This window comes from Arsukibacterium sp. UBA5043, from assembly GCA_002415085.1.
Classification (GTDB): domain Bacteria; phylum Pseudomonadota; class Gammaproteobacteria; order Enterobacterales; family Alteromonadaceae; genus Alishewanella.
In genome coordinates, this window is record DIBV01000018.1 from 48179 (window position 1) to 54277 (window position 6099).

The following is a 6099-nucleotide window of genomic DNA, read 5'->3' on the forward strand; positions in this document are numbered from 1 at the left end:
TTGCCTAGCTATAGCGGAAATAAAGATAGAAAAATGAGGCTAACATAAATAACAGCATGGTGCCGGCCTTACCAATTATTATCGCTTTGGTCTTTGCCATACCTTTTGGAATTAAAATTTTAGCGACAAACAAATAGCTTAATACTGCTGATATTAACGCAAATGCCGCTAAAACCAATCCAGTCTGGGTAAATGAAGCGGTAGTTTGCTCCATAACGCCCTCCATCCAGTTAGGTCTTAATACCAATCATCTATAACCCCGTCAGGCAACACTGCTGCAGGTTCACCAGGATAGGTTGATTGCGCTGCTACCACCACAGCGCACTTCAACGGTGAAAGTGATGCGCAAGCTTAGCGTTTAAACGTTGAAACCCATGGGTACTTTCCGGTAATCACCAGGCCTAACCACAGCAAACACTCTGCCAGGAAAACTTTTCCGCCATGCGCGTTCATAAACTGCATTGAGGCTTGCTGTCCTGCAACGGCACCTGCATTATAAGAATCACTAATCGTCTTTCCCGGCGCAACTTCTGCACCAGCCATACCACCGATAACCCCACCAACAATCATGTGCACTATCAGCACGGTTACTATAAACCAAAATATTGCTGCAATTACCCTGACAACCATACTACGTTTAACGCCGACCGGTTCTTTGTCGCTTAATGTTACTGAATCCATTTTTAACACGCCTTGTTTGGTTTAACTACGTGACGATTTTTTAGAAAGCTCAATTTACCACGCCACATGGCTACCCTGGCTGCAAGTAAGCAGCAGGCCAGCTTTTATTGTGCTTGTGGTTTGTCCAGAACAGCCAGCAAAAATGTTGCTATTGGCCCCAGAAAGAATGAAATGAAAAACCAGAGCAGTCCGCTTCTGTTCTTACCCTGTGCCAGGACACAGTTTATGAGGGCTAACGTTCCTAAGCCAACAAAAAATTGACCTCCAAATTGGATTATATTGTTTTCCATAATTTCTCCATGTTGTTTTTATAACAATACCTTAAGCTCCGACGCTACAACTTATTCAACAGGTCGATGGCTGCAAGTTGCGCTCAGAATATCGTGTATATTTTATTGCAACCTGAGTGTATTGTTGCAGCTGATTGTAAATCAAGTGTTTTATTGCTGCATTGCCGCGTAATCTGAACCTGAATATCTTGTTGCTTGCTTGCCGAAGGCCAAACCAAACTAAAGCAGAATACATAATGCAATTAAAGAACTGAGCAGAACGGCCGCCTGAGCAGCGAGCAACCTATTGTTACCCGAGCCGTAACGCGGCGCTCTGGTGGTGTTTGTCAGGCATCAATAGTAAGTTGGTACTTTGCTTGTCCATTTTCACCAGACTTAAAACAGCCTTTGCCAGAGATCCCTGTCAGCCCCTCTTTCCCGGATTTTGGTACAATGTTAAAATTGCTAGTCGCAACTCCTGCCTCAAATTTGCCGGTATGCTGAAGAACAAAACTGCCCGTTTTACCGTTAATTGTGCCTGAAAATGTCTCAAACCCAACAAAGATGGCAGCCCCATCAGTTTGATATGACATTAAGTATTGAATGTCACTTGAACCTTCTAAATCACCACTGTAGCGCTGGTTGATTATCGCCTGGCTTTGTTTTGAACCATCGTCATTTTCCAAGTAAGGTTTCTCATCCCACCCAGCAATTTGAAATACTCCGTTTAACGTCATTGTCATCATATTTTCCTTATACTATTAAATATTGACTTACCGCCTAAACAGCGGGCAGCTTGTTGCGAGCCGAGCGACCAACGGGCGCGTTTTTGATAGCGATTATATTTTTTGTCAGGAGATGGCACGGCTCATGTAGTAAAACCGTTCATCTTCCGTGGTTACAGCAAACCCTTGTCGCTCATACAAATGAACGGCCGGGCTATTTTTAAATACTCTGAGCTTCATCCCAATCTACAGAGTGTTGTGCATAATATGACCGCATATTCGATAGAGTAAAATTTGCTGCTTTTGCTAAATCCTTAGCGGGTCTAAATATCACCACCGTTCTCGTCTTCGAATGCCGTCCCCTTGACTGGCATTGTTATCTATATTGGTACCTCACAATTTCTCAAACTATTGCATTACTCATTTAAATTCCTAACTTTAAAGATATATCGAATTGGGTCTAAATTCATCAGCTGTTGCTTTTCACGTCGCCTTTTTCTTAAGTGAAATCCAACATTTGCTAAAGTGGCGCTAGCGCCCAGCAGAATAGCAGAACTTATTGGCGCCCCAAAAATGGTCGACGCAAAACCGGCGAGTGCCGCTGAATTTTTATGCGAAAGAATAAGCTCGATAGAAGTCTCAAACGTATCCATACCCCATTTTTTCACCGCTGCCTCATGGTTTTCTATTCGCTTGAAAAGTTGATCTTCAACATATGAAAATGGCTTGTTATTATAATCTGCAAAAACCATATTTCTAAGATCCTTTAGACTAGCCATAGCTGCAGGATCTTCTCTCAATGCAATTATTTTCTGCCATGTTAAATTTTCTACATCTACCAAACGCATTGAAGTTAAAAGTAAAGAAGGACTTTCTTCAGGCTCATATTTTGGATTAATCGTAGTTTCACCAATCGAATGAACAGAGTCTTTAAACGCTTTCTCGACAATGCCTTCGTGCATAATTTCTATTAAGATTGTAGTCAGAGCATCGGTTATATAACCAGACGTAGCAACAAATGGATTACTAGAAAAGTACTCTTTTCTGTCTAATACAGATCTTTTACCCATTAGTGATTGTAACAACAACTCACAATTAACATCCTGCTGATCATGCAATAGTGAAATTTCGTGCCACAAATTTGTGCTTGATGGACACACCACATCAAAATATAGAGCAGACTGCTTAAGATCGCTGTGGCAGAGAGCTATTGATCTGTCTCTTCTCATTACCGGCCTCCAAGCAGGACTCTATCCCGTATATTCACATAATGCTTCAGTCAGCCGACGTTTCAGCGGTCGGCTGCATTGATTTGTTAGCTTTTAAATTTGCCGTTTTAATTTCTTCCGAAGTTGAAACCTTAAGTTCGTTCAGAAGTTTGTATAACGTCGATTTGTTACCATCACTCGACATTAAAATAAATATATTTCCGGAGATGAAATCATGGTATTTAATCGTGTGGTGGCTGGGATTTGAACCATCATGTTCCCAGGAAACCAGAGAACCATTGTCATCGACCAAGAATTTGCCAAAATCAAAGTAAGCTCTGTTCGTCTGCCCCGACAAACTATCACCAGGCAATGCCTGTTTCAATTGATCTGTACTTAGCAATGAACCATTCCACAAAGCATTTTCAAACTTAAACAAGTCCAGCGGCGTTACATAAATCGTTAATCCAGTAATATTTGTAGGATAATCACCTGATACCACACCTCTTCTGTATGTTTCATCATCTTTAGTTTGGTGAAAAGCGCCCGTCATGTCCGCAACATTGAAAATAGTATCAGCGACATATTTTGCATAACGCTGTCCAGTGATACTTTCGACTATCAGCGCACGAACCACGACATTAAAATTTGTATACTTGTAGCCAGTTCCAGGTTCAAAAGCCAATGTTCCCTGCTGGATCTGCTGAATAGCATCGGCAGTATTAATCCCCCTTTTCCACTGCACATCCGGCAAACCAGAAGTATGAGTGAGTATATGCTGTATCGTTATGTTATTAGCCCATGCAGGCAATCCATCGACGTATTTTGTGATGTTGTCCTGATACTTCAGTTTGTTTTTTGCAGCAAGTTGCATGATAGAAACCGTTGTAAATTCTTTTCCGACAGAACCCGGACTGAATAAGTGACTACCGGTAAGTGGGATTGTTTTTGCCGTATCGGCATAGCCAACACTTTTCTGCAAAAAAATCTGCTCTCCACGCCCAACAATTATCGTGCCGTTGAAACCTGTTTCCGCAACAGTTCTTTTAATATTATCCCAGTAGTCGATACTCGGGGCTTCTTTTGCACATACGGGTAAAATTAGAAAAACAACATTTAACAACAGTAAAAATAATTTCATAGTAAATCCTTTTTATCAGCTAACGGTATAGTCAGCCGACGTGTCAGCAGTCGGCTTTACTGAGTTGTCAGGTGCTATTTTACAATACATTTCCAATAGCAGAGATTGCCCCCTGTGCTTAGTTCACGAGGGGTATGGTCTAATCTATCACTTTTTCATGTTCTGTTTGAGAACGAAGCACTTCAAGAAACGCCTGTACCTTGATGCTGCGATGAAGGTCGCGATGGGTAACCAGCCAGTGCTGCACCTCCCAGTCTTTGAGCGGCGGGAATAACTCCACCAGTTGAGCGTGTTTCTTAGCTTCATGTTGAAACATGAAACCTATCCCTAATGCATCAAGCAAGGCCTGTTTAATCACCTGACCATCGTTACTTTTTAGCGCAATATCTCTCTCCCTGATGTGACTCAATATCCATTTGTGTATGGGCACCCGAGGAACCAGGTCAGCAAAGCTGATAAATTTATGGCCCTCTAAATTGCCGGGCTCTGTTGGGTGTCCGTACCGCGCAAGATAATCCGTGTGTGCAAAGAGTGAAATCCGGTGAGTTGCGAAAGGGATAACGACATTGTCGGGCAAATCTGGCTTTGGGCCTGTGCGCACGGCGACATGCGCCTCACCAAATTCGAGGCGGAAGAGTTTTTCACTGGTTAAGTATTGCACCTGAACGGCGGGATGCAGCTCCTGGTAAGTTTTTAAGATAGGTATCAAGACAGATGCCAGCGGTGCCAGCGAAGTGATGATGAACTCACCGGATAAGGGTTCCGTTTTTTGCTTCAGTCTGGCGACCAGTTGGCCAATGTGGTCTTCGGTAGCACTGACTACCTGCATCAAATCTTTGCCTGCCTCGGTCGGAATATAACCTCGCGCATGGCGTTGAAACAGGTTTACCCCGAGCTCCTCCTCCAACGCATCAATATGTCGTAAGACTGTAGCTCGATGCACCCCTAGTTCGTGCGCAGTAGCACTTATAGTGCCCAATTTGGCCAAGTAATGGGCCGTTCTAACGATTTGCCATCTGTCCATATGTACGTCGCATTTCTGCGCATCTTGCGAGCGAAATCGCTCATTGATGCAATTTTATAGCAGTATTAACCTTGTTGTCATCCTGAACAAACCAATGTGAGCTGATTTAGATATGAAAATTTCGATGTTGGATCCGGACAACTGCTTAATCCTGAGCACCGTTTAACGCTCAATGAAACGCCCTATAAACGATTAATAAACGAATCGATCGCACCTTGATCCCAATCTGGAGATAGACAATGAACGACAAAATTAAACATTACGGCCTGATCCTTATCAGAGTCATCCTTGCGTTTGCCTTTTTTGCTGCTGGTAGCGCCAAATTAGCCGGCGTCGACATGATGGTTGCTACTTACGACACTATTGGTGTCGGGCAGTGGTTCCGCTACCTGACGGGCATTATCGAAATCAGTTCGGCTGTTCTTTTGTTTGCACCAGGAAAGCAAGCCTACGGTGCTGCGTTACTCGTTTGCACGATGATCGGCGCGGTGCTTGCGCACCTTTTCTTGCTCGGCCCAGGTTCATTCCCAGCCATCTTTCTGGGGGCGTTGTCTGGAGTGGTTTTGTTTGCTTACCGAAGCCAATTATCCGGGCTACGCCAACGTCGGGTTCGCCAAGCTCAATAGGCGCCGTTGCATTTAAAGTCACACATGAGAATGACAGATGAAAAAATCACAATATAGCCTGCTTAAAGTTTCTGCTGTCCTCTGAGTGAGCTGGGACTTGGTACACATGCTGGCGGCAGTCATGACAATTTCACAGGAAACTGCCGGAGCCGTCGCTGGCTATTTCCTGTTTATGGATCTTGGTGGTTTTGTCAATTTTGTCCCAGGCACTATTATGCGCCTGGTCTCAGCCAGTGCGATTCTGTTGAGCGGATGGGTATGGTTAAGCAATCGTAACGACTGAATTTGGCTACGGATTCAACCGATCGATGCAACACATTGCTGACATTGGTCGTTTTTCATGCCTAACGCAAAGCACATGGGCGGAAAAACACGTTAGCGTTTGACGTCCCAGCAGCAGTATGTCACCGGCAATGTAAAACTGA

The 6099-nt window shown here is 43.7% G+C and carries 9 protein-coding genes; 2 read left to right on the forward strand and 7 right to left on the reverse strand.

All coding sequences use genetic code 11. From position 1 onward, the window contains the following. Positions 1 to 4 precede the first annotated feature (4 nt). The 7 genes from B2Q61_RS17735 to B2Q61_RS17765 all read right to left on the reverse strand — a co-directional run bounded on the left by B2Q61_RS17735 (position 5) and on the right by B2Q61_RS17765 (position 5048). Complete coding sequence (locus B2Q61_RS17735) at positions 5 to 214, reverse strand: hypothetical protein (protein WP_290620894.1); 210 nt, start codon at positions 212 to 214, stop codon at positions 5 to 7. Positions 215 to 351: 137 nt separating this feature from the next. Next, positions 352 to 681, reverse strand: coding sequence for a hypothetical protein (locus tag B2Q61_RS17740; RefSeq protein ID WP_290620892.1), 330 nt, complete (start codon positions 679 to 681; stop codon positions 352 to 354). 104 nt (positions 682 to 785) lie between these two features. After that, positions 786 to 971, reverse strand: coding sequence for a hypothetical protein (locus tag B2Q61_RS17745; RefSeq protein ID WP_290620890.1), 186 nt, complete (start codon positions 969 to 971; stop codon positions 786 to 788). A 326-nt stretch (positions 972 to 1297) separates the two neighbouring features. Continuing rightward, entirely contained in the window at positions 1298 to 1696 is a 399-nt protein-coding gene (locus tag B2Q61_RS17750) for a DUF3224 domain-containing protein (RefSeq protein ID WP_290620888.1), read from the reverse strand. A gap of 395 nt (positions 1697 to 2091) precedes the next feature. Continuing rightward, positions 2092 to 2904 (reverse strand): hypothetical protein, encoded by an 813-nt coding sequence (locus tag B2Q61_RS17755; RefSeq protein WP_290620886.1) that lies wholly within the window; start codon positions 2902 to 2904, stop codon positions 2092 to 2094. A gap of 46 nt (positions 2905 to 2950) precedes the next feature. Further along, positions 2951 to 4024, reverse strand: coding sequence for a serine hydrolase domain-containing protein (locus tag B2Q61_RS17760; protein ID WP_290620884.1), 1074 nt, complete (start codon positions 4022 to 4024; stop codon positions 2951 to 2953). 139 nt (positions 4025 to 4163) lie between these two features. After that, positions 4164 to 5048 (reverse strand): LysR family transcriptional regulator, encoded by an 885-nt coding sequence (locus B2Q61_RS17765; protein WP_290620882.1) that lies wholly within the window; start codon positions 5046 to 5048, stop codon positions 4164 to 4166. Positions 5049 to 5287: 239 nt separating this feature from the next. Here B2Q61_RS17765 and B2Q61_RS17770 point away from each other — a divergent pair, with 239 nt between their 5' ends. Together B2Q61_RS17770 and B2Q61_RS17775 are read left to right on the forward strand one after the other, a co-directional pair. After that, positions 5288 to 5674 carry a DoxX family protein gene (locus B2Q61_RS17770; RefSeq protein ID WP_290620880.1) on the forward strand — a complete coding sequence of 129 codons (387 nt, stop codon included), beginning with the start codon at positions 5288 to 5290 and terminating at the stop codon, positions 5672 to 5674. Positions 5675 to 5795: 121 nt separating this feature from the next. Further along, a complete protein-coding gene (locus B2Q61_RS17775; protein ID WP_290620878.1) occupies positions 5796 to 5957 on the forward strand; it encodes a hypothetical protein in 162 nt (53 codons plus the stop codon). Positions 5958 to 6099 lie beyond the last annotated feature (142 nt).

Excerpts from the sequence above, each read along its gene's own strand:
- B2Q61_RS17765 (WP_290620882.1), bottom strand. The coding sequence starts at position 5,048 with ATGGACAGATGGCAAATCGTTAGAACGGCCCATTACTTGGCCAAATTG.
- B2Q61_RS17745 (WP_290620890.1), bottom strand. The coding sequence starts at position 971 with ATGGAAAACAATATAATCCAATTTGGAGGTCAATTTTTTGTTGGCTTA.
- B2Q61_RS17770 (WP_290620880.1), top strand. The coding sequence starts at position 5,288 with ATGAACGACAAAATTAAACATTACGGCCTGATCCTTATCAGAGTCATC.
- B2Q61_RS17740 (WP_290620892.1), bottom strand. The coding sequence starts at position 681 with ATGGATTCAGTAACATTAAGCGACAAAGAACCGGTCGGCGTTAAACGT.
- B2Q61_RS17775 (WP_290620878.1), top strand. The coding sequence starts at position 5,796 with ATGACAATTTCACAGGAAACTGCCGGAGCCGTCGCTGGCTATTTCCTG.
- B2Q61_RS17760 (WP_290620884.1), bottom strand. The coding sequence starts at position 4,024 with ATGAAATTATTTTTACTGTTGTTAAATGTTGTTTTTCTAATTTTACCC.
- B2Q61_RS17755 (WP_290620886.1), bottom strand. The coding sequence starts at position 2,904 with ATGAGAAGAGACAGATCAATAGCTCTCTGCCACAGCGATCTTAAGCAG.
- B2Q61_RS17750 (WP_290620888.1), bottom strand. The coding sequence starts at position 1,696 with ATGATGACAATGACGTTAAACGGAGTATTTCAAATTGCTGGGTGGGAT.
- B2Q61_RS17735 (WP_290620894.1), bottom strand. The coding sequence starts at position 214 with ATGGAGCAAACTACCGCTTCATTTACCCAGACTGGATTGGTTTTAGCG.